At 78.3% G+C, this 230-nt stretch carries 1 pseudogene; it reads right to left on the bottom strand.

The annotated features are described in order from the left end of the window. A pseudogene (locus ADK55_RS23920) lies at window positions 1-230 on the bottom strand (hypothetical protein); the annotation flags it as partial.

Genomic DNA, 230 nt, shown 5'->3' with positions numbered 1-230 from the left:
GTCGGCCGGGGCGCCCCCGGCGCCCCGGCCGCACCCGACCGGATCGGCGTCCTCGTCGTCGGCCTGGTGGGCGGGTCGTGCGGGGAGTGCGACGCGGGCGGGGGCAAGGGCCTGGCGGCCGGTGCCGTGCGTGGCGCGCTCGATGTAGGCGTGGGCCTGGTCCGGGCCGGTGATGAGAAGGGTGGGGCCGGCGACGGGTACGACGGTCCATGAACCGTCGGCATTGGCGG

This window comes from Streptomyces sp. WM4235 (genome assembly GCF_001279725.1).
Lineage (GTDB): Bacteria > Actinomycetota > Actinomycetes > Streptomycetales > Streptomycetaceae > Streptomyces.
This window is presented reverse-complemented; position numbering and strand designations above follow the sequence as displayed.